Annotated in this window: 1 protein-coding gene; it reads left to right on the forward strand. The window is 41.6% G+C overall.

What is annotated here, in order from left to right; translation table 11 throughout:
- The coding region (locus AB5935_RS28310; RefSeq protein WP_368328144.1) for an ABC transporter permease at window positions 1-955 on the forward strand (955 nt) is incomplete at its 5' end.
- Between the last annotated feature and the right edge of the window lie 56 nt (window positions 956-1,011).

Genomic DNA, 1,011 nt, shown 5'->3' on the forward strand with positions numbered 1-1,011 from the left:
ACCAACTTTTAAAGTGACAAAGCATTTTGTAAATGAAGCAGCTGCCCGTGAATCTGTGCAAAAGAAAGAGATTTATGGATATCTTTCCATACCTCCCCAATTTGAACAGAATGCGATTACCGGAAAGAATGCAACACTCTCCTACTATTATCATTATGCATTAATGTCGGTAGGTGGTGAGTTGATGGCGGCATTCGAAACTTCCTTAGCTCCGGTGGCTCTTTCTCCTGTGGTGATGCAAGCGATGGCACTCGGAGTAGAACAGGATCAGATTACCACCTTTTTATTACCCGTACAGGCTAATAACCATCCGATATATAACCCTAGTCTGGATTATTCGGTATATTTAAGTCAGCCCTTTTTCTTTGTGCTGTTTCAGGTTTTGATTCTGTTGATTACCGTGTATGCGGTTGGCATTGAAATCAAGTTCCGCACAGCAGATGATTGGCTGGCGACTGCAAAAGGCAATATAGTGACAGCTGTTTTAGGTAAATTATTACCTTATACCATTATATATATACTGATAGGATGGTTGGCTAATTACGTCATGTTTGGTATTTTGCATATTCCTTTTCAGGGGAGTTGGTGGTTAATGAATATCATGACTGTGCTTTTCATCATTGCAACACAGGCTTTAGGGCTGTTTTTATTCTCGCTGTTTCCGGCAATATCGTTGGTTATAAGTGTAGTTTCTATGGTAGGTTCTCTGGGGGCTACTTTGTCCGGAGTAACCTTTCCGGTTCCCAATATGTATCCGTTGGTGAGGGATGCTTCCAATTTGTTCCCTGTCCGTCATTTTACGGAAATGATGCAAACCATGCTCTATGGAGGCGGTGGGTTTATCCATCTTTGGCCGTCGGCTGTGATACTCTGTATCTTCCCGTTGCTGGCCCTGTCGCTGCTTCCTCATTTAAAACGAGCTATAGAAAGTCATAAGTATGAAAACATTAAGTAAGTTACAACAGTTGTCATTCATCATTCGTCGTGAATTTCTAGCTATCAGTACCAGTT

The organism is Phocaeicola sp. RTP21198st1_B8_RTP21198_201120 (genome assembly GCF_040929485.1).
Lineage (GTDB): Bacteria > Bacteroidota > Bacteroidia > Bacteroidales > Bacteroidaceae > Phocaeicola > Phocaeicola dorei.